General features: G+C 33.5%; 15 protein-coding genes. 9 read left to right on the top strand and 6 right to left on the bottom strand.

Features of this window, described 5'->3' with window-relative positions; all coding sequences use genetic code 11:
• The first annotated feature begins 29 nt into the window (after window positions 1–29).
• Window positions 30–623, top strand: coding sequence for a T9SS type A sorting domain-containing protein (locus tag BLV35_RS04065; RefSeq protein WP_143031832.1), 594 nt, complete (start codon window positions 30–32; stop codon window positions 621–623).
• A 144-nt stretch (window positions 624–767) separates the two neighbouring features.
• Here the strand turns inward: BLV35_RS04065 and BLV35_RS04060 are convergent, their stop codons facing one another.
• Together BLV35_RS04060 and BLV35_RS04055 are read right to left on the bottom strand one after the other, a co-directional pair.
• A complete protein-coding gene (locus BLV35_RS04060; protein WP_317040158.1) occupies window positions 768–1,670 on the bottom strand; it encodes a Gfo/Idh/MocA family protein in 903 nt (300 codons plus the stop codon).
• Window positions 1,671–2,075: 405 nt separating this feature from the next.
• Complete coding sequence (locus BLV35_RS04055; RefSeq protein WP_245712008.1) at window positions 2,076–2,804, bottom strand: DsbA family oxidoreductase; 729 nt, start codon at window positions 2,802–2,804, stop codon at window positions 2,076–2,078.
• Window positions 2,805–3,304: 500 nt separating this feature from the next.
• Here BLV35_RS04055 and BLV35_RS04050 point away from each other — a divergent pair, with 500 nt between their 5' ends.
• From BLV35_RS04050 to BLV35_RS04025, 6 genes are read left to right on the top strand one after another with little or no spacing between them, the layout of a single operon-like run.
• Complete coding sequence (locus BLV35_RS04050) at window positions 3,305–4,186, top strand: hypothetical protein (protein ID WP_176980568.1); 882 nt, start codon at window positions 3,305–3,307, stop codon at window positions 4,184–4,186.
• A gap of 39 nt (window positions 4,187–4,225) precedes the next feature.
• Complete coding sequence (locus tag BLV35_RS04045) at window positions 4,226–5,275, top strand: substrate-binding domain-containing protein (RefSeq protein ID WP_091085136.1); 1,050 nt, start codon at window positions 4,226–4,228, stop codon at window positions 5,273–5,275.
• Window positions 5,276–5,319: 44 nt separating this feature from the next.
• Window positions 5,320–6,837 carry a sugar ABC transporter ATP-binding protein gene (locus BLV35_RS04040; RefSeq protein ID WP_091085133.1) on the top strand — a complete coding sequence of 506 codons (1,518 nt, stop codon included), beginning with the start codon at window positions 5,320–5,322 and terminating at the stop codon, window positions 6,835–6,837.
• Between the two features lie 27 nt (window positions 6,838–6,864).
• The gene (locus tag BLV35_RS04035) at window positions 6,865–7,836 is read left to right on the top strand and encodes an ABC transporter permease (protein WP_091085131.1); all 972 of its coding nucleotides are present in this window, start codon (window positions 6,865–6,867) and stop codon (window positions 7,834–7,836) included.
• 5 nt (window positions 7,837–7,841) lie between these two features.
• A complete protein-coding gene (locus tag BLV35_RS04030; RefSeq protein ID WP_091085128.1) occupies window positions 7,842–9,338 on the top strand; it encodes a mannitol dehydrogenase family protein in 1,497 nt (498 codons plus the stop codon).
• Complete coding sequence (locus BLV35_RS04025) at window positions 9,338–10,228, top strand: carbohydrate kinase family protein (RefSeq protein ID WP_091085126.1); 891 nt, start codon at window positions 9,338–9,340, stop codon at window positions 10,226–10,228. The genes BLV35_RS04030 and BLV35_RS04025 overlap by 1 nt, the downstream gene beginning before the upstream one ends.
• A 120-nt stretch (window positions 10,229–10,348) precedes the next feature.
• On the opposite strand, the gene BLV35_RS04020 is transcribed toward BLV35_RS04025, so the two are convergent.
• Window positions 10,349–11,833 (bottom strand): mannitol dehydrogenase family protein, encoded by a 1,485-nt coding sequence (locus tag BLV35_RS04020; protein ID WP_091085123.1) that lies wholly within the window; start codon window positions 11,831–11,833, stop codon window positions 10,349–10,351.
• A gap of 357 nt (window positions 11,834–12,190) precedes the next feature.
• Here BLV35_RS04020 and BLV35_RS04015 point away from each other — a divergent pair, with 357 nt between their 5' ends.
• On the top strand, window positions 12,191–12,952 hold the full coding sequence (locus BLV35_RS04015) for an NUDIX hydrolase (RefSeq protein ID WP_091085118.1): 762 nt from the start codon (window positions 12,191–12,193) through the stop codon (window positions 12,950–12,952).
• Between the two features lie 7 nt (window positions 12,953–12,959).
• On the opposite strand, the gene BLV35_RS04010 is transcribed toward BLV35_RS04015, so the two are convergent.
• Window positions 12,960–15,026, bottom strand: a complete 2,067-nt coding sequence (locus tag BLV35_RS04010; RefSeq protein WP_091085115.1) for an ATP-binding protein — start codon at window positions 15,024–15,026, stop codon at window positions 12,960–12,962.
• Between the two features lie 708 nt (window positions 15,027–15,734).
• Here BLV35_RS04010 and BLV35_RS04005 point away from each other — a divergent pair.
• Window positions 15,735–16,385, top strand: a complete 651-nt coding sequence (locus BLV35_RS04005; RefSeq protein WP_091085111.1) for a hypothetical protein — start codon at window positions 15,735–15,737, stop codon at window positions 16,383–16,385.
• A gap of 312 nt (window positions 16,386–16,697) precedes the next feature.
• On the opposite strand, the gene BLV35_RS04000 is transcribed toward BLV35_RS04005, so the two are convergent.
• Window positions 16,698–18,068 (bottom strand): NADH-quinone oxidoreductase subunit N, encoded by a 1,371-nt coding sequence (locus tag BLV35_RS04000; RefSeq protein WP_091085107.1) that lies wholly within the window; start codon window positions 18,066–18,068, stop codon window positions 16,698–16,700.
• Window positions 18,069–18,081: 13 nt separating this feature from the next.
• Entirely contained in the window at window positions 18,082–19,524 is a 1,443-nt protein-coding gene (locus BLV35_RS03995; protein ID WP_091085105.1) for a complex I subunit 4 family protein, read from the bottom strand.
• Window positions 19,525–19,527 lie beyond the last annotated feature (3 nt).

Genomic DNA, 19,527 nt, shown 5'->3' with positions numbered 1-19,527 from the left:
AAAGGATTATAAATCTAAAAACTTTAATTATGAAAAAGATTTTAAAATTTGGTTTAGTATTGGTCTTAGTGTTAACAGCTATGAATGTACAAGCCGCAGAGGTGGATTTTGCGCTAAATGTGAAAAAAGGGCAAGGAAAGATGGTGACTTTTGTTTTAGATAAGATGGATAATATTGAATTGTCTATTTATGATGCAAACAAAGTGTTGATTTACTCAGAAAAGGTTAAGTCAAAAGAAAGTATTAACAGAACATATGATTTGAACAGTTTGCCGGAGGGTACTTACTTTCTAGAAGCAGAATCTGAGTTGAAAATAGCGACATATAAAATTGCTGTCATTGGAGAAACAGCTACTTTAGAGGAAGCTGCGGTATCTGTAGTTTACAAACCTGTATTTGTAAACGATAAAGGATTGGTTTCGTTAAGTGTTTTTAATTTTGAGAAAAAAGCTGTTACGATTAAAATCTACAATGAAGACGAAGTTGAATTGTTCAGTGAAACAACTAGTGAAGAGTATGTCGGAAGGTTTTTTGATATTAAAATGTTGCCAAATGACAAGTTCACCTTTGTGGTTTCCTATGCTAATAACACAATGATTAAAACCATTTCGGCGGTAGAATAAATAAGGTATTCTTTAGATAAGAAGCAGCTCAATTACTTGAGCTGCTTCTTTTTGTTACATCTTAGCTGTAATTTGACCCATCACCCAGCTGGTGTGTGCGGCTGTTTTTCCATTTGAAGGGTGTGGAGTATTTCCTAATAATTGTTATTTAATTGCTTGTACATGATTGAATTGTACGTTTTCTGGATGCTCGATAAAGAGCTCTGATTTTCCATCTTCATTTGAAAGTGCTATAGATTGCTCGTCAAAAACAGAAAATTCAATTTTACCTTTACTTCCGTAAATGGTCACCTTGTCTTCTCTGGTGAAACACCCAAAGTTCCAGCTTCCTGATCCAGTTATTCCCTTTTCATGAAGCCAGCAAGCTGTAGTAGCATCTTTGGCCGAATACAATCCTTGTTGGTTAAGGCTAATTCCTGAAACTTCTTTAATGTCTCCTAATAGATACGTGAACAAATCCAAGCCATGACTCGCTAAATCATCAAAATAGCCAGCAGTAGCCACTTTTGAATCGGTACGCCAGTTATAATCTTCTGATAGATCTTGTTCAGATGCGGGTTTGCTCAGGTGCCAATTGATATGTCTGACTTTGCCAATGCTGTTTGTGTCTAGCCAGTCTTTTATTTGTGAAAAGCGGGGTAAAGTTCTTCTGTAATAAGCAACAAAAAGGGGGAGGTCTTTATCTCTAAAGGCTTCATATATGGTATTGCTGTCTTCGTAGTTTGGAGTTAATGGTTTTTCGATACAACATATCTTACCCGCTTCGGCTACTTTTAGTCCGTATAATTTATGGGTGTCAGGCGGTGTCGCAATATAAATGGCATCAATTTCAGGGTCGTTGATTAATGCATCTGCGTCAGTATAATATTTTTTTATTCCGTGTCTTGTAGCGTAATCTTTTGCTTTTTCACCGTCTCTTCTCATCACTGCAGCAATTTCAAATCCGGCTGTTTTTTGATAAGCGGGTCCGCTTTTTTTCTCGGTTACATTGCCACAACCTAATATTCCCCAACGAACAGTAGCTGTTTCTTTATTTATATCGGACATCGTTTTTTTAATTAGTTTTTGGTCCCCAATACTTTTTATAAAGGGCTAAAGTAAAAAAAAGAGGCTGTTTTAAATCTAATTAGAAACAGCCTCTAGTATTTAATTGACATTCATTCATTTAAATTTATTCCACATACAGCTTTAACAACAATGCTAATAGTGATAGTCCAATGATGACTAGGAAAAAGCCACCAATATAGTAGTAAAGAATTTTCTTTTGTTCTTTAGACGTTTTGTTGGTTTTTATTCTTTTTGAATGCCTTTTTTGCTTCATAAATTAGCTTTTAAAATGCTAAGTTGTTGTAAGTTAGCTGAATTTTAGTAAAGCAACAAAAAAGGATTAGGTTTTTCAATACCCACTTTTAGTGATATTTTATAAAATTAAATGTGATTTGTATCGAATGATTAATCGCAACCATCAATGCCGCAGCTGTTTCCATCATTCGTTTCTATTATAGACACTTTTGATTTGAAATCGCCTTCTTCCCATGCTTTCTCTAGAGTGTTTACGAATGTTTCCACATGTTGAGCGCCAGAAACAGCATATTTATTATCAAAAACAAAGAAAGGAACTCCTTGAACTCCGATGTTCTGTGCCATTTCGATATCTTGTTTTACGGCTTCTGAATATGCATCGGAGTGTAGTACGGAGTCGATTTCAGTTTTGTCGATTCCCGCTTCGATTCCCAGAGTACTTAATATTGCTATATCGTTTACGTTTTGACCATCTGTTAAATAGGCTTTGAACAATAGTTCCTCTAATTCATTTGATTTATTATGCTTCTTAGCCAAATGTAAAAGGCGGTGTGCATTGAAAGAATTTGCCATGATGGCTTTTTCAAAATGGAAGTCCAATCCTGAGTTTTTAGCATTCTGAGTCATATTGTCCATCATTTCTTGAGCCCATTCTTTGTCTTTTTGGTATTTTTTGGCTAGATGTTCGGCCATATTATCATCTTCTGATGCGATAAAGTTAGCATCAAGCATGAAGCTTTTCCATTCAATTTCTACATTGGCTGAATTCGGAAACTGTGCTAAGGCTCCTTCAATCCTTCTTTTTCCTATATAACAATACGGACACATAATATCCGACCAGATTTGTATTTTAAGTGTGTTTTCCATTTTCTTTTTCATGTTTGTATATACAAATGTATTAAAGTGTTTTTGGAAACTAGTGGAGTTTAGGTTTTTATTAGGATTTATTTTTTATTTCTGGTTGAATTTGAGGTTTTTTCGGGTTGTTTTTATTTAGGTATGTTTAAGATGAGGTTATGAACTATAGAAGTTCAATTTAATATGGGGTCTCTTTTTGGCATTTTTTTGTGAACTCGAGACTTTTTTTTATACTAAACAAGTCGTGTTTATGTACATAGCGATATCGTAATAGTTTAATTTTCTTACTTTTTATAATATATAAACGTATTTATTACGTAATATGTTATTGGTACTTATACCTTGATTTATATGATATAATAGTATAAATAGTGCTTTTTAATTGCAGTAATTGTTTTTTTAAAGTATTTATTTTTTACATATGTCAAATTTAATTATATCTTTGTTTTATTAAACGTATTAAATACGTTTAATAAAACAACAACAACCAAACAACCAAAATCAACAAGATTTAATTAATTATGAAACAAGGATTCAAAATCACATCAGTTTTAACGGGAGTTAAACTGAGGAAAAAATTAACGTTACAAGTACTGGCTTTAGGGATGCTTTTTGGAGCAACTGCTATGCAGGCTCAAGGAGAAAGAGTTAAGAGAGATAAAGATACCGTTAAAGCTGTAGATAACTATCAACCTTTTACTTTCGGACTTCATTTGAAAAACATGCACCTTTGGCATGGATTTACCGTAACTCCTGGTCCAATGGCAGCGACTAATCTAGAGTATAATACAAGAGACAAAAAGTTTACATTTGGTTTTTGGGGTGGTACTGGTGCTGCTTCAGATGTTACTAATAAAACAGGGCAACAAGTAGGTGCTCATTACAAAGAATTTTCTATCTATACTGTGTATCGTTTCTCAAATAAATTTTTCATGGAAGCAGTTACTCATAATAACTACACTGGTGTAGAAGAAAGAGGAGATGTATTACATTATTGGAGTTATGATAAAACACAAGGATATAATTTTGTAGATTTAAACTTCGGTTACCAAGTTTCAAAAAACACTTTGTTGTACTTAGCAACAATTGTAGGTGGTGGTTCTGGTGATTATGAAGTACAAACAGACGGTTCATTGAGAGATTCATACACTCATTATCTAGAAGTTAAAAGCAAAGTTTGGGAAAAAGGAGATAGTCATCTTTCGCTTTTTGCAGGTGGTGCTTGGTCTTTTGTAAATGATAAAACTTTTTATACTGAAGGGAAAGGTAACTTTATCAATATTGGAGCTACGTTGTCTAAAAACGTAAAATTAGGAAGTTATGTTTTACCAGTTGACGTTACTGCAATGTGGAATCCAGAAAAGCAAAAAACTGTTTTGCAAGTTGACTTTAAAGTATTTTAATAAAAACAAAAATATACAAACAAACTAAATTAAGAAATTATGAAAACATTATTGAAAAAAATGGTTAAGCCACTATTGATGTTGGCAATCGTAGCAAGTGCTACAAGTTGTATTGATAAAGACAAAAATGCTGCAGGAAGTACTCCTGATGCAGCAAGTACAGGAGAAAAAATTGAAAGCGCAAAAGATTTGAAAGGATTGAAAATTGGATATTGTACTCCGTCTTTGGATGCACCTTATTACCAAGCGCTTTTGACAAGTATTAAAGAAACGACAGAGGCAAACGGAATGGAATTTTTGTCTGCAGATGGTCAAGGTGATATCAGTAAGCAAATTGCTGCTTGTGAAGATTTGATTACCAAAGGTGTTGATGCTTTATTGTTAAACCCAAAAGATCCAGACGCATTGGTTGAAGTAACTAAAGTAGCTAACAAAGCTGGGATTCCAGTTTTTATTATCGATAGTTCTATTAATCCTGCTGCAGAATTTGTGACTACTATTCAGTCAAACAATTTAGCAAACGGTGAATTAGCTGGAGAATGGGCTGCTAAGAAATTTGGAACTAAAAAAATGACTATTGCTTTGTTGAGTGGTAATGCTGGTAACCCAGTAGGTAGAACACGTAAACAAGGTTTATTACAAGGGATTACAGAAGAGCAGTTAAGAACTTTAGGGTACATCAATCTTAATGTAGTTACCCAAGCGTACACAGATTGGACGTATGCTGGTGGTCAAAAAGCAATGGAGGATGTATTAGTAGCACACCCAGACGTGAATGTTGTTATTACAGAATCTGATGTATGTGTATTAGGAGCGATTAAAGCGATTGCAAAAGCAGGAAAAACAAAGGATATCTTGATTGTTGCAGGTGCAGATGGTCAAAAAGAAGCTATAAAATACATTATGGATACTGATTGGTACGGTTGTACTGCAATGAATAGTCCAGTTCAAATTGGAAAAAATTCAGTAGAAGCTGCAATTCAGTATATCAATGGTAAAAGAGATTTTTCTAAAATATCATTTACAGCTCCATTGTTAATTACAAAAGAAAACGCTGCTAAATATTACAACCCAAAAGCATTGTTTTAATCTAATAAAAACCCTTTGGGTATAATTAATAAAACTAAAGTAGTATGGAAAAAATAGAAAGTGAATACCGAGTTGAGATGACTGGAATAACCAAAAGTTTTGGTGTTGTTTCTGTTCTTGAAGGAGTTAATTTAAAAGTTAAACATGGCGAAATCCATGCTTTACTCGGGGAAAATGGAGCAGGAAAATCTACTTTAGTTAAAATTCTGAGTGGGGTACATCAAAAAGATGATGGAAAAATTTTGCTGAATGGTAAAGAAATTAATCCAAAAAACACCCACGACGGTCAAGTATTAGGAATTAGTGTTGTGTATCAAGAGTTATCATTAGTTAATGATTTATCAGTAGCCGAAAATATTTATTTGCACAAATTGGGAGCAAGTAAATTTTGGATGAATTGGAAAAAAATCACCAAAGACGCTCAAGAATTAATTGATTCATTGGGATTTGTAATTGATGCATCAGCAATTGTTAGAGATTTAAGTATTGTTCAAAAACAAGTAGTTGAGATTGCGAAAGCATTGTCTGAAGATACCAAAGTTTTAATTTTAGATGAGCCAACAACTGTTTTTGACCCACATGATGCACAAAAATTATTTACAAACCTTCTGAGGTTGAAAAATGAAGGAATGTCTATCATTTACATATCGCATCATTTAGATGAAATATTTAAGATAGCAGATAGTATTACAGTGCTTAAGGATGGAATTGATACTGGTAGTATGGCTACCAAAGACATTAACAAGGACAATGTTATTAAATTAATGATTGGTCGTGAGTTGGATGATTTATTCCCAATTCGTGATGCAATAGTAAATAATACTCCTGTTTTTGAAGTCAGAAATCTATACGGTAGTGACGGTTTTGTAAAGGATATTTCTTTCTCTGTACTTCCAGGTGAAGTTGTTGGAATTGCAGGTTTGGGAGGAAGTGGAAGAACAGAAATGGCAAAACTTATTTTTGGGGCCGATAAAAAGAAATCGGGAACTCTAATTCTAAACGGAAAAGTGATTAAGACCGATTCCCCTTTTGATGCCGTTAAACATGAAATAGGGTTTGTGTCCGAAGATAGAAAGGAAGAGGGAGTGTTTTTACCACTTTCGATTAGACGTAATATAAGTATTACTAGTTTTAAACCTATTTCTGATAAGTTTGGCTTTATAAATTATCAAAAAGAATGTGATAATGTAAGTGCTTTAATTGCTAAGCTTAATATTAAAACGCCAAGTAGTGAAATGAATGTTAATAATTTATCTGGTGGAAATCAACAAAAAGTCGCTTTAGCTAAATGGTTAAGTATTGATAGTAAGTTGATTATTATTGATGAACCAACAAGAGGTGTAGATGTTGGTGCCAAAATAGAAATTTATCACCTCATCAATGAAGTTGCAAAAAAAGGAGTTGGTGTTATTGTTATTTCTTCAGATATGCCGGAGATTATGGGAATTGCAGATCGAATTCTAGTCATGTACAAAGGAACTATATTTGGAGAATTGCCAAAAGAAAAATTCACAGAAGAAAATATTTTAAGATATTCCATTGGCGAAGAATTAAAAGCATAAACATTAATAACACTAAATTTAAATAAAATGAATACAGCTATAAATAAACAAGGAAATGGTCTGGGCGGAATATTAAAGTTCGTGCTTAAACACAACACCATCTTTATTTTTGTCTTGCTGGTTATCTTTTCAGCATTAATATCAGACGTATTTTTTACAGAAACCAACCTTTCTAATTTATTAAAACAAGTATCTGGAATTGGAATAGTAAGTATTGGAATGTTAATAGTAATTCTAACAGGCGGTATTGATTTGTCTGTAGGTTCAATTGTAGCATTATTAGCAGTTGCATTTGCCATTTTGGTAAACATGGTAGTTTTGCCGCTTGCTATTTTAATAACTATTGTAATGGGATTCGCTTTAGGGAGTTTCTCCGGATATTTGGTAGCTTATAAAAAAATGGCACCATTTATAGCAACCTTGGCATTAATGACAATCGCTAGAGGTTTAGGATTTATATATTCTAAAGGTTCTCCAGTAACTTTTGACTCTCCAGGTGGTACTTTTATGTCTGATTTTGCAAATAATTCCACTTTATTTGTTCCTAATATCGCTATTGTATTTTTTATTATCGTTGCTGTGGCTGCGGTAATGTTAAAATATAACGTTTTTGGAAGATTAGTAATCGCAATGGGAAGTAACGAAGAAGCTTCACGTTTATCAGGAATTAAAGTAAGTAAATATAAGTTCTTGGTGTATGCAATTTCAGGTTCTTTAGCCGCTATTGCCGCTATTGTTACCGCTTCAAGAACTAACCTTGGTTCTCCAAATATGGGTGTAGCTTGGGAACTGGATGCCATTGCAGCCGTTGTAATTGGTGGTGCTAGTTTAAATGGTGGAAAAGGAAATGCAGTAAATACACTTATGGGAGTTCTAATCTTGGGATTGATTGGAAATATTTTAAATCTTCTAAATGTGCCATCTTATCCACAACAAGTTGTAAAAGGTGCGATCATCATCTTAGCCGTATTATTTCAAAAAATCGAAAGCAAAAAATAGGAATCATGTCAAATCATAAATTAAAAAACAGTAGTTTAAAAGAGCTAACTGCAGGGGTTTCTATACCCAGTTATAATAGAGGAAATGTTAAAGCAGGAATTGTTCACGTTGGTGTAGGAGGTTTTCATAGAGCGCACGAAGCCATGTATTTAGACCAATTATTACATGATGAATCCAACTCAAATTGGGGGATTTGTGGGGTAGCTTTATTATCTTTCAATCAAAAAATATACAATACGCTTAAAGATCAGGATGGTTTATATACACTAGTTGTAAAAGAATTAGATGGGACTTTGACTAAAAGAATTATAGGGTCAATTGTAGAGTATTTATTCGCTCCCGATAGTCCAAAAGCAGTGATTGAAAAAATGGCACATCCTGATGTCAAAATTATAACCCTTACGATTACTGAAGGCGGTTATAATTTGAACGAAGCGACGGGAGAATTCAATTTAGAGAATCCTCAAATTATACACGACAGTAAAAATCCGGAGGCTCCAAAAACGATCTTTGGGTATTTAACGCAGGCTTTACAATTAAGAAAAGAACAAAAAACAGGTGCGATAACCATCCTTTCTTGTGATAACATCGAAGGGAACGGACATGTAACTAAGAAAATGCTTTTGTCGTATGTGGCTTTCGCACAACCAGAATTATTAGAATGGATCGAAAGCAACGTATCTTTCCCCAATAGTATGGTAGATAGAATCACGCCTGCTACAATGCCTACTGATATTGCAGAACTTAAAGAAGTTTCTGGTATAGAAGATCAATGGCCAGTTGTTTGTGAATCTTTTAAACAATGGGTTATCGAGGATGAATTTATTGCAGGAAGACCAAACTTGGAGTCCGTTGGTGTTCAATTTGTAAAAAATGTTGCTCCTTTCGAAAAAATGAAATTAGGTTTATTGAATGCTGGACATTCAGTTGTTGGAATTCTAGGTAGTTTGATGGGATATTCTACCATTGACGAAGCCGTTACTGACCCAGCTATTGGAATTTTCTTGGCTAACTATTTGGATGTTGAGGTAACGCCAATTCTTCGTGATTTAGAAGGAATGGATTTAACTGCTTACAAACAAACACTTATAAATCGTTTCAGTAATATTTACATCAAAGACCAAATTGATAGAATCTGTTCGGAGAGTTCGGCAAAAATCCCGAAATTTATATTGCCAACCGTGCAAGAGCAATTAAAAGGAAATAAAGCGATTAGCCATGCGTCGTTAGTATTGGCTGCTTGGGCAATTTATAGTTTGGGATTTAATGAAAAAAAGGAAGCAATCAATATCAAAGATGCTTTGCAAGAAACTCTTTTGGCGCAAGCCAAATTAGCACAAGAAAATCCAAAATTATTTTTAGAATTGGAAGCTGTTTTTGGAAATTTAAGTCAATCGGAGCTGTTTTCTGACGCTTTCGCGAAAGCCTATCAGGATATCGTAAGTTTTGGTGTAGAGAAATGTATAGTGGAAATGAATAGTAACTTTTTAATTCAAAAGTAATGATAAAGGCAACTTGTTTTGGAGAAGTATTGTGGGATGTATTTCCAACTCATAAAAAGATAGGAGGAGCGCCGCTTAATGTTGCTGTGAGGTTAGAATCTATGCAGAATGAGGTGGCCGTTATTAGCAGAATTGGAACGGATGAAATGGGAGATCAGGTAATAGCCTTTTTAAAAGAAAATAATGTTGAGACTAAAGGTGTCCAAATTGATTCTGAATTTAAAACAGGTAAAGTCAAAGTGACCCTAGACGATAATGGATCTGCTTCTTATGATATAATGCAACCGCGTGCTTGGGATAAAATCCAATTGACGGATATTGCTATAGAACTTACTAAAGCCGCCGATGTTTTTATTTATGGAAGCTTAGCTTGTAGAGACATAACATCTAAAAACACATTATACGAGCTGCTGAAATTAGCAAAATATAAAATATTTGATGTGAATTTGCGCAAGCCATATTATTCATTAGATGTTTTATCACATTTGATGAATGAAGCTAATTTTGTGAAGTTCAATGATGACGAAATTTTGGAAATAGCAGGATTATTAGGGGCAGAGGCGCAAACATTAGAAGCAGCTATTTTGTTTATTGCTCAAAAAACTAATACAGACTGTATTTGTGTAACCAAAGGAAGTAAAGGTGCTGTTTTGTATTTTGAAGGGGATTTTTATTCTAACCCTGGGTACAAAATTACCGTTGCAGATACTGTTGGCGCTGGTGATTCTTTTTTGGGTACATTAATCAATAAATTAGTAAAAAAATATGATCCACAAGACGCTTTAGATTATGCTTGTGCCATGGGAGCATTGGTAGCAAGTTATGAAGGTGCTAATCCAAAGGTTGAAGAAGCAGAAATCAATAAATTAATGGGTAAAACAGTTTCGTAAGGAGAATTTGTAATTCCTTGTAATAAAAATTTTAGCTTGAACTATTTTTTTATTTCTAGTAAAACTTCATGGTGTAAATCATGAGGTTTTATTGTTTTCCAATGTTTGCGCCTTAGAGAATTAATTAGCATTCCAATTTTGGATACACTCTTTTACCTTATGTTCTCGTAGTTGAGTAAATGCTTCTAAATAATAAGAAGTGAAGGTCTCATTTTCACTCAGGTCATCAAAAATTGATTTGATTTCAATGAATTTAAGAGGGTTTTGGATAGAAAGTGCCGCCGTTCTAATAAGTCTACCGCTCATAGTATCGATAATGTCGTAAGGCATATCGTTATCATCAAGGCCATCATTGTATTTAGCCCAAGCCGCAATGATAAAAGCCGCTTCTTTAACGTTCTTTTCGTTTTGTAATTGGTGTTTGACGGTGGGCAGAATGAATAAGGGAATTTTAGCCGAACTTTGTTGGCAAATCCTGAATAATTGGTCATTGATATGCGGATTTTGGAATCGGGAAACTAAATTGTTTTTATAGTTTTCGATACTTTCTTTATCTGAATCTGTCAGCGTTGGTGTTACTTCGTTATCCAAAAATGTTTTTAGAAAAAACATAAAATCTTCATCGTTTGCAGCTTCATACACTGTTTTATAGCCATGTAAAGTACCTAAAATTCCTAGTATGCTGTGGCTAGCATTCAGTAATCGGAGTTTTAAATTTTCAAATGGACCAATATTATCTGTGTATTGTACACCAACTTTATCCCAGGCCGGTTTGTCATGAATAAACTTGTCTTCAATTACCCATTGCGAAAAAGATTCGCAAACCACTGGTAATTGATCATCAATAAAAAAATCTTCTTTAAGGGTTTGGATATCTTTAGAATTGGTAATTGGCGTAATCCTATCCACCATGGTATTTGGAAAACTAGTGTTTTTTGAAATCCAATCTAGGAGATCGGGCTCCGTTTTGCTCACATAATTAAATAGTGATTGTTTCATCGTGTCTCCATTAGACTTTATGTTGTCGCAGGAAAGAATTGTACAACCAGGAAGATTTCTTAGTTTTCTTAATTTGAAAGATTGAGTTAAATAACCAAAAACTGTTTTTGGACTAAAGGGATTTTTAATATCCTCCGTCACTTCTGGATGATTTATATCAAACTCTCCAGTGATTTCATTTAGGTGATACCCATCTTCAGCAATTGTCAAAGAGATTATTTTAATGTCGGGATTTGCCATCTTTTCAATGACAGCTAAAGGGTTTTCAGGACCAAAAAAATATTCTACTATCGAACCGATAACTTTGGCTTTATGGGAACCGTTTGTTTCTTTGGTATAAAGGGTATAAAGTCCATCTTGGTCTTTTAAAATATTATAAATTTTTCGATCAGAATCAAGCAAATCTACTCCGCAAATGCCATAGTCTAGCTCCTTATATTTATCTATCAGTTCATGAATATAGTAGGCTTGATGTGAACGATGAAAATTACTCACTCCAATGTGTAAAATACTGGTATTGATAAGGTTCCTGTCATACGAAGGGATAGAAACATCTTTAGGCAATGAACTTAAGTTTTCTGCATTAAGATAATAGGATTTTGCCATAGTAGTGGGGAAGCTATAATGTGTGATTTAAAAGCTTAAAAATACGTATTTAAATTTAAAATTAGCTAGTCTTCGTTTTGTTGGTTAATATCATGATGTCGAAACTAGTAAAATAGGAAAGGTCAATTCTTAATCGTAATCACTGTAGGATACAGTTAGGAATTTAGTAGTAATTATTGATTGTTAAATTACAAAAGATAGGTGTTGTGTGGCTTTTTGCCTCGTGAAGTAATTTGTAAATTGGTGGTATAAAAACGTTACTATGTTTGCTCTGGATAATTGATTTTTTCTCTAATAAAAAAATTAAAACAGCTATATTTGTGAGGTACGAATGTATGGCAAAACCAATTTCATAATATGGACTTTAGAAAAATAAATAACTTATCGGTAGATTGTGTGATTTTTGGTCTAGGTTCAGATAGTCTAAATGTTTTGCTCGAAAAACGTAGTTTAAACTTATTCAACGAAAACTATCCTGTAATAGATGATTGGATTTTACCTGGTGAAAACGTGTTTAAAAGTAATAACTTGGGACAATCTGCAGACAAGATCTTAAAGGAGGTGACCGACGATAGTTTTTCCAACAAAAAGCAATTCAGAACCTACGGAAGTCACAAGAGAGTCAAATCGGATAAAGATATATTATGGGTTAGAAGTAAAGGAGGAGAGGCTAGAACCATTACTGTAGTTTATTATTTGACGTTACCCCAAGAGAATATTACAATAGCAGCAAATAGTAATTTTAGTTGGTTTCCGGTAGAATCACTTCCGCAAGTAGGTTTTGATCATGAATTGATTATTAACGACGCCTATGATGACTTAAAAAGTAAAGTTACTACGGAGCCGGTTATGTTTGATTTGGTTCCAATAAAGTTTACGTTAAATGAACTTCAAATGGCTTTCGAAATTCTACTAAACATTGAATTAGACAATAGAAATTTTAGAAAGAAAACCATTAGTAAATCTTACATCGTTCCTCTAGACGATAAACGAAAGGTAGCGGGTTCCAAAAAACCTTCCAAATTGTACATGTTTAGTAAAGATGTATATGAAAAAGTCATTGAAAAAGATTATATCATAAGTACGATATTAGTTTTGGTGGTAAAACTTTTTATTTGAGCTAGCTTTACACTAATTGCTTTTCGTTTTGAACAGATAGAGGTAAAGTAAATTTAAATTCGCTTCCTTTATCAACAATACTTTGAACCCAAATCTTCCCGCCTTGTTTCTCAATAAATTCTTTACACAAAATCAATCCTAATCCATGGCCTTCTTCATTTGCCGTGCCCATTTTTGATTTATTAAAATCTGCTGTAAAGATGTTTTTAATTTCAGATTGTGACATCCCAATACCATCGTCCTTTATTGTAACTTCAACAAAACCATTTTCTTCCTTAGTCGTTACTGCTATTTCTCCATGAGAATTTGAATATTTGATGGCATTGGAAATTAAATTTCGTAAAACAGTAGCTAACATGTTTTCATCTGCATCTACAGAAATATTTGTATCAACATTTATAATTACTGAAACTTTTTTATGTAGCGCCTGTATTTCAAGTAATTTAATTTCATCACTAATTAAACTAAAAAGAACGATACTTTTAGTTTTTAGAATAGTCTCTTGGCTAATTGCCCATATAAACAATTCATTCAAAATGGAAGATGCTTTATGAGCTGATTCATTAATAGATTTTAAAAACAACATTTTTTCGGTCTCATCTAGTGAAGCATCGTCCTCAATCATTAATTCTGTAAGACCTTCGATTGCGCTTAATGGATTTTTTAAATCATGCGCTAATATTTTAAAAAACTTATCTTTTGCACTGTTTAAATCCTTTAAGTGGTCGCGCTGTACTTGAATTTCATCATTCATCACGCTAATCTGTTCGCTTTTGGCGGCTAGTAATTTATATGCCTTCTTTTTAGAGTTCTGTTGTACAATTAAAAACGCTATGAAACCGATAGAAATAGAAAAAATAAAAATAAAGAAATAACTCAATCTTTTTTTAGACTGTAATTTTAGCTCAGTATTCTCATTCTTTATTGTTAAGTCATTAATTGTGGCTAGCTTCTTTTCGTGGTCGACCAACTGTTGAAATAGTAAAACTTTACCATCATTGTTGTCTGAAAGCATTTTTTCTTTTGCTTGAATATATTGATTTTTATATTTTAGTGCTTTTTGATAATTTTTAATTTTTTCATATGCCTTTGACAAGGTTGATAAATTTTCAGCTTGGTAGGCCAGGTCATCAATTGCAATACTTATTTTTTGACTTTTATTCGCGTAGCTAATTGCTTCCTGAAAGTTATTTTGTTTATATTTAATATTAGCAACGTTCAAGTAAATTACTGCAAGCATATCCTTATTATCAATCTTTTTAGAAATAGTTAAGGATTTTTGAAAATACTCCAATGCTTTGTCATATTGCTTAAGATTAATATACGTGTCACCTATATTGTTGTAATTTACCGCAACACCATAGTCATCTTTAAGTGTAAAGAACATCTCATTTGACTTGCTGTAAAATTCTAATCCTTTTTCATAATCACCGCTGTCTGTAATTGAATTAGCAATACTTGAATAACTGTAGGCTACTCCGGATTTATCTTGGTTTTTTTTATAAAGCTCTAATGCTTTATTAAAATAGTCAACAGAAATAGTGTAATTTTTTTTCTGATAATATACATTTCCAATTCGAGAATAGACTTTTGCAATTCCAATTTCATCTTTAATATCCCTATAATTTTTTAAAGCACGTAAATAACTTTTAAAAGCTTTGTCTTCAGAGTAGGAATACTCATATGCACTCCCTATATATATATTAACCAAAGCAAGTTTGCTATAGTCTTTTAATTCGACTAACAATAAAGACACTTCTTCAAAATGTTTAATCGCTTCTACATAGTGATAATGGTTATGATAATACAGTCCTTTGCTTAGCAATACTTCGGCCACTTGCTTGTTTGACTTCATTGTATGCGCCAATGCCATTGCCTTATGAAAATAAATTGTAGCAGAATCTACTTCTTTAATTGAGAAAGTATTTGCTTTTTTAAGTATAGATGTTATTTCACTGTTTGCTACAGATTTATTAGTTACTCGTTGAACATCGGCCCTATTGCTCAAAATATCTTGTCCCCATATCGATGAGGAAGATCCGATTATTATCAATAACAATAAATAGTTTTTCATAGTGGTAAATATAGTCGCTTTGCAATTCTGTTGTAAATCTATTCTTGAGATACATCACTTGCGTGCGAAGATTTATGTTGACGATTAATTATATTGTAATTTTTAAATAAAATTACTTGAATATTTATTGATTCATACGGTGGGCTAAATTACGCTAAAGAACCGTTAAAATACAAATTAATACGCTGAACTACAATATAAGACCGTAACTATCTGAAAAAAATTACATTTATAGTATGATTAAATAGCTGTTATTACACTTTACTACTTGTGTTTATCTTTAATTTTAGTGAGAAGCATCTTGTTTTTTATCGAAGATGTCATTTGTGAAATTTGGAATAAATTTTCAGGGGGATAACTACTATTTATTTTTGGAAGTGTTTTAAGAGTGGAGAAAAGTAGTACAAAAAAGAATGGTGTTCTATGTCCTATTCCGTCAATTAAGGAAGAAAGTTGCCTGGTATGAGAAAGCAATTGTATTAAAACAAAGTTAATATCGAGTTCGTATAAGTTATTATTATTCGAATTCAGAAGTAGCGTACAATGGTGATGTTTAGAGATTTACTAGTGTGAAACCATTTCATTCTTCAAAGTTGTAAAATGTGACTTAAATCTTTGGCACGCTACTTGAATATCTCATTTCAAACAACAATGAAAAAGCGAAAGCCGAAAAGCTCATGAGTAGGCAAAACCCAAAATAGAATTATTATGAAAAAAATTACCTTTTTAGTAGCTAGTATCCTTTTAATTGGAGGTGGTGTAGCAAATGCAACAGAGAGAAATACCTTTTCTCTTGAGAGAAGAGTAGCTGTTGATTTTAGAAATGCGGAGCCAATTGTGTTCATGGAAAGTGGAGTAGAGTTCTTCATATTTACCGACGGACAATTTGATTTTAATACGAGACCGGATGCTCGTCATAAATACAATCGACCGTATAGTAGTGGTAATAAAAACTATGACGAACGTGGTAGTCATAATAATAGGTATTATGGGGTTAATGTTGAACACGATAGAATGGGTAGAGTGAGACGTATCGGTAATATTAGTATTAGTTATGATAGGAATGATAGAGTCCAACGTGTGGGTTCAGTACAGATGTCATACAACCGTTATGCTTTAGAACGAGTGGGTGGTTTAGAGATTATCTATAATCGTCGTGGTCAGGTTGTTGATACTTTCGGTTCTGTAAAAGGAAGTAGAGTGTATAGAAATAACGATAACGACCATTGTGATTCAGGATATAACCAAGTATCAAACGACTACGCCGACTACGATTTCAGAAGTCAGGATATTATAATCGACAGACATGAGCCAAGAGTTGGTGGAAGTGTAGCTGTTAGAATTGGCGGAAGGAATTAGGTTATTGTAATACTATTTGAGTTTTGAAAATACTGCAATAGAACATAGCCACAAACTAAATGTTAGATTTAGGGTATGAGAAATTTTACAGAAATTTCTAAGATTAAATGCTATAATTAATTAGTTAGAAATATCCCGTTGGTATTCGTATCAGCGGGATTTTTGGTTGGTATAAACTGTGAGGTAAAAATGCGATTGTAATGAATCGAAAGCCTATTAGGTGCTATCGTATTGATCAGGGTTGGATAGTTTAGACATAAAAAAAACCATTCGCCGCTGCGAATGGTTTTCTATATAGTTTAAAAAGAAAGTTTATGCCAGTAAATCCAAAACAAATGATGGAAACAAACCTAGTGCAATATTCAAGACAATCGCTATAACGGCAACTGCATAAATAACAACAGGAGTTCCCGTTCTTTCTTCATTAGGCTCTTTGGTATACATCGCCAGGATCAATTTAAAGTAGTATCCTACGCTGATAATCGAATTGATCACAGCAACGATCACTAAAGCAATAAAGCCTGCTTGTAGCATGTTATTGAATAAAAACAATTTAGCAAAGAAACCTGCGAAAATTGGAATACCTGCCATAGACAATAAAGAAGCCGTTAGAATAGCCGCTAATAAGGGGTTGGTTTTTCCTAATCCGTGGAAATTAGCCATGTCTTCATTTTCATTGTTTTTACAAACATAGATAATGACGCTAAAGGCAGCGATTCCCGCCAATGCATACGCTGAGGTGTAATACAATAATGTTCCTGCCGCGTTAGTAGTACTCAACAAAGTCATTAACATAAAACCGGCATGGGATATCCCAGAATATGCTAGCATTCGTTTTACGTTTACTTGGCGCAATGCCATGATGTTTCCTACGGTCATTGACGCCATAGAAATGATAACGATAACGAGTTGAAAAGCCGCTGAAATATCGGCGTTCATAATGGTAACTAATTTATATAAAGTAGCAATTGCCACTACTTTTGCCAACGTACTCATTAAGGCAGTAGTCAGTGCAGGAGAACCTTCATAAACATCTGGAGCCCAAAAATGGAACGGAACAGCTGCAATTTTGAAAAGCATTCCAACAAAAAGCAATACAATCCCTATTGGAAACCAAACAGGTAATTCAGCAGAACGTGACATTTCACTGATTTCAGTAACATCAAAACTTCCCATAGCTCCGTAAATTAGACAGATACCAAACAAGATGATTCCAGAAGCAAAGGATCCCATTAGGAAATATTTAAGTCCGGCTTCGTTACTTTTTATACTCAATCGATTGCTTGATGCTAATACGTATAAGGCAATAGACAATACTTCGATTCCTAAAAAGAACATCGCTAAATTTCCAAAAGAAACCATAGCAACGGTTCCTGCCAATAAAAATATTTTTATGGCAATAAAATCAGAAATTTTAGTTTGTTGATGTTCATAGAATTTGTGGCTCAGTGCCACTAAGAAAATGGTCAAGATGATAAATAAACCACTGAATGCAGTCGAAAATTTACTCACAATAATCATATTGTTGTAGTAAGCGGCAGGAGAATTAAATTCAGAGATATCAAGACCTAGTATGGCTAGTAATCCAATGATTGTTGCAGGAATAATCGCTTTTCGTAGATCGAAAATTTCAAATAAAAGGCATAAAACACCTAATCCTATTATAGCTATTAATGTATTCATTTTTTTTATTTGACTAGTTAATTCTGTTTATTTGAGTGATAATATTTTCCAAACTTGGTGTGATTAAGTCTGTGATTGGTTTTGGATACATTCCAAAAAAGAATAAAACAGCTAAGATTAGAACCAAAGCAAATCCTTCTTTAAAAGTAACATCCATAAACACTTTTGTATTCGTTTCTCCAAGCATTACTTGTTGGTACATTTTCAACATATAGTATGCTCCTAAGATGATAGTTGTTCCTCCTAAAAAGGCAAACCATAGATTTATTTGTGAAAGACTGTACAATACCGTGAATTCTCCAACGAAGTTGAAAGTAGTAGGAAGCGCAACAGAGGCTAATACTAAAAGTAAAAACATCGAAGCAAATTTTGGTGATTGCGAACGAATACCGCCCATTTCAGCCATAGTTCGGGTTTCATATCTTCTGAAAATAATTTCAGAGATAAAAAATAATCCAACTACGACGAAACCGTGAGCAATCATTTGTAGTACTGCACCACGTAATCCATCAATTGTAAGTGTATAGGTTCCTGCTGCAATTAAGCCAACGTGAGCTAATGAAGAATAAGCAAGTAGCTTTTTTAAGTCTTTTTGTCTCAAGGCTACAATCGAACCGTAGATTACTCCTGCAATTCCTAAGCTGATAAAGATATACATGTATTCTTTTGCTGCAAGCGGAGCAATAGGCAGTTGCCAACGAATAACGCTGTACAATCCCATTTTTAGCATAATCCCTGAAAGCAACATCGTTCCCACGGCAGGTGCTTTTTGGTAAACGCTTGCTTGCCAGGTATGGAAAGGAATAAGTGGAATTTTAATAGCGTAGGCTAAGAAAAACGCCAAGAATATCCATAATTGTTCGGTTGATGATAAGTTTAATTTGTATAAATCTTCTAATAAAAAGCTTCCTGCTTGTTGGTATAAATAAACAAAGGCGATTAGCATAAACAGAGATCCAGCTAAAGTATAGATAAAGAATTTTATCACTGCTTTTTTACGTTCTTCTGCGTCACCATTACCCCAAATTAAGGCAATGAAGTAAATAGGAATTAATGACAATTCCCAGAAGATGTAATATAAAAGACCATCTGAAGCTAAAAATGTTCCAACCATGGCAAAAGCCATAAATAAGATTAGTGCATAAAACGCTTTCGCATTTTTATATTCATTCTCAAAAGAAGAAAAGATAATAATTGGAGTCAATGCTAATGTCAATAGTAACATAGCAATTGATAAACCATCTGCTAGAAGTGCAAATGAGATATTTGGTTGGTTGATCCATTGATGGATAACACTAATGTTTTCACCAGCATTAAATTGATTTAACAATACAATTGCACATCCTAAAGACGATAGGCTAAAGAACAGTGCTACTTTTGAAGCTAGTTTGTCACCAGCCAGATACGTTGCAAAGGCGCCAACAAAAAGTATAATTAACAGTATAGATACATTCATAAT

This window comes from Flavobacterium gillisiae, assembly GCF_900107635.1.
Classification (GTDB): Bacteria; Bacteroidota; Bacteroidia; order Flavobacteriales; family Flavobacteriaceae; genus Flavobacterium; species Flavobacterium gillisiae.
The sequence above is the reverse complement of the archived record's forward strand: the minus strand, read 5'-3'. Positions and strand labels throughout refer to the sequence as shown.

Excerpts from the sequence above, each read along its gene's own strand:
- BLV35_RS04065 (WP_143031832.1), top strand. The coding sequence starts at position 30 with ATGAAAAAGATTTTAAAATTTGGTTTAGTATTGGTCTTAGTGTTAACA.
- BLV35_RS04060 (WP_317040158.1), bottom strand. The coding sequence starts at position 1,670 with ATGTCCGATATAAATAAAGAAACAGCTACTGTTCGTTGGGGAATATTA.
- BLV35_RS04055 (WP_245712008.1), bottom strand. The coding sequence starts at position 2,804 with ATGAAAAAGAAAATGGAAAACACACTTAAAATACAAATCTGGTCGGAT.
- BLV35_RS04050 (WP_176980568.1), top strand. The coding sequence starts at position 3,305 with ATGAAACAAGGATTCAAAATCACATCAGTTTTAACGGGAGTTAAACTG.
- BLV35_RS04045 (WP_091085136.1), top strand. The coding sequence starts at position 4,226 with ATGAAAACATTATTGAAAAAAATGGTTAAGCCACTATTGATGTTGGCA.
- BLV35_RS04040 (WP_091085133.1), top strand. The coding sequence starts at position 5,320 with ATGGAAAAAATAGAAAGTGAATACCGAGTTGAGATGACTGGAATAACC.
- BLV35_RS04035 (WP_091085131.1), top strand. The coding sequence starts at position 6,865 with ATGAATACAGCTATAAATAAACAAGGAAATGGTCTGGGCGGAATATTA.
- BLV35_RS04030 (WP_091085128.1), top strand. The coding sequence starts at position 7,842 with ATGTCAAATCATAAATTAAAAAACAGTAGTTTAAAAGAGCTAACTGCA.
- BLV35_RS04025 (WP_091085126.1), top strand. The coding sequence starts at position 9,338 with ATGATAAAGGCAACTTGTTTTGGAGAAGTATTGTGGGATGTATTTCCA.
- BLV35_RS04020 (WP_091085123.1), bottom strand. The coding sequence starts at position 11,833 with ATGGCAAAATCCTATTATCTTAATGCAGAAAACTTAAGTTCATTGCCT.
- BLV35_RS04015 (WP_091085118.1), top strand. The coding sequence starts at position 12,191 with ATGGACTTTAGAAAAATAAATAACTTATCGGTAGATTGTGTGATTTTT.
- BLV35_RS04010 (WP_091085115.1), bottom strand. The coding sequence starts at position 15,026 with ATGAAAAACTATTTATTGTTATTGATAATAATCGGATCTTCCTCATCG.
- BLV35_RS04005 (WP_091085111.1), top strand. The coding sequence starts at position 15,735 with ATGAAAAAAATTACCTTTTTAGTAGCTAGTATCCTTTTAATTGGAGGT.
- BLV35_RS04000 (WP_091085107.1), bottom strand. The coding sequence starts at position 18,068 with ATGAATACATTAATAGCTATAATAGGATTAGGTGTTTTATGCCTTTTA.
- BLV35_RS03995 (WP_091085105.1), bottom strand. The coding sequence starts at position 19,524 with ATGAATGTATCTATACTGTTAATTATACTTTTTGTTGGCGCCTTTGCA.